Here is a 1779-nt window from a genome sequence, read left to right as displayed (position 1 = left end):
GACTTCCGCGCAGGATCGCCTCCCGCAAACCTCCCTGCGCGGCTGCATGCGCTTGTGCGTGAAAGGGCTTCGACGCTGACGCGAAATGAGCTTGTTGCTATCGCAATTGGCAGGAATGAGGGGAGGCATTCAACCAACTGAGCAACTACTTTTCGGCAAATGCTCGACTGAAAAACTGCTGCGAAAAGTCCAACGATTGCGCTGTCACGGCCGGATTGCGCAAGTGCCGCACATACGCTCCCCGCCCCATGTTTGCCGCAGGGTCCTGGTAGCTTTTGTCTTCCGGGCTGTCCCAGCCATGTGTGGCATTGGCATAAAGGGTCATGTCCACATGGGTGCGAGCTTCGTCAGGCAAGGCGGCAATGAATTTTTGGCAGGAATCTGGTGCGTCGTAGACGTCCTTTTCGCCGGCAAGAATGTGCACGGGAGCACCGGTAAGCGCCGTGTAGACACTTTTCGGATAGACAGGATTCTTGCCTTCGGCGCTGGCAAGATGTGCCCAGCAGACGGGATAAAGTGCCAGGTGCGCAGCGAATTTGTGCTTGCCGCCAGAGTAAGTGGCGTTTTCCTCTTTGGAGCTGGAGAACAATGCCAGCAAGCCGCCATGGGAGAATCCAAGGATGCCGATGCGGTTCGCGTCAATGCGCGGATCCTGGGCAAGATAGTTCAATGCGCCAAAGGTGTGGGGCAAATTCATGCGTGAATTCTTGGGGCGGTTGCCGCGCGAGAACAGGTTGAGTTCCAGCGTGGCGATGCCGGCCTTGTTGAGTGCCTGGACGTAGGGCTTCCTCGTGAGATCCTCATAGCCTCCCGAGCTATGGATCACCACCACCGCCGGGAATTTGGCATCACTTTGGCCGGCGGGTATCGTCAGGTCGCCTTGCACCGTGGTATCTGCTTCAATCAGCGTGTCTGCCCTGAAGGACACACTTTGGCGATCCTGCGCATATGCCGAGCCCGCCCATATTGAACAGCTCATCAGCAGAACTGCGGTTGATTTGAATAGGAGCGTCATGAGCGTTTCCTCAGAGGTTGCAAAAAGTTTAATTGAGCGCAGTCATTAAGGCGCCCGGAAAACCCTAGGTTGCAGGCACTTGCAAGTGCTGTTTTAGCTCACCGCGTGTCGAACCCATGTTGGCCGTGGCCGACCACCCAGGTGTTGATCAGGAGTTGGGCGCCCGCCAGCGCAGCGGCAGCAATTTCTCGACCCGGCCAGGCGCATGAGCAGGTCCTTCAGGTAGGCATAGAAGTCATCCCCGGTCAGGCGCGCCGACTGCCCCGGGCTCATCGCCGCGGCCGCGCGTTGGCCCGCACGCTGGCCGCCGGCAAACAGGTTGAGAATCTTTGGGCCCGGCAACGATGCCAGGATTAAAAATGCACAAACCAGGGGGGTGTCTTGCAAATCGACGCTACTGCCTTCGAAGGGACCGCGACTGTCTGCTGCCAGCCCGGCTGCCTTGGTGAGACAGCGCCGGCCGAATCATCAGCATCTGGCCGTCCATTTCGCATTGGCAGCCGCTGCAGCGTGCTGCCGCCGGTCGGAAAAGCTTTGCCTGCGCATGGAGCTTTGCAAAAACTCTGCGAAATATTGTCGCGGCAAGCATTTTTGCTCCTTTTCTGGCGGAACCGATGAAAGCTGTAAATTTTCACAATCTGGGGGTGAGTGTGTTGCCTAAGAGCACACATTGCACCGCCGCCGTCCGTGCCGGGCTTTCTTCGCCAGCGCGCTGGCCCTCGCAGCGGCCGGGCACAAAGGTCTGCAAATATGCTTGCAAGGGT

The 1779-nt window shown here is 58.2% G+C and carries 1 protein-coding gene; it reads right to left on the bottom strand.

The window, feature by feature from the left end; all coding sequences use genetic code 11:
• Positions 1 to 145: 145 nt before the first annotated feature.
• Positions 146 to 1015, bottom strand: a complete 870-nt coding sequence (locus RR928_RS14200) for a dienelactone hydrolase family protein (protein WP_332547905.1) — start codon at positions 1013 to 1015, stop codon at positions 146 to 148.
• Positions 1016 to 1779: the final 764 nt, after the last annotated feature.

The sequence above is a fragment of the Comamonas sp. genome (genome assembly GCF_036666375.1).
In the GTDB taxonomy this organism is placed as follows: domain Bacteria; phylum Pseudomonadota; class Gammaproteobacteria; order Burkholderiales; family Burkholderiaceae_C; genus Comamonas.
This window is presented reverse-complemented; position numbering and strand designations above follow the sequence as displayed.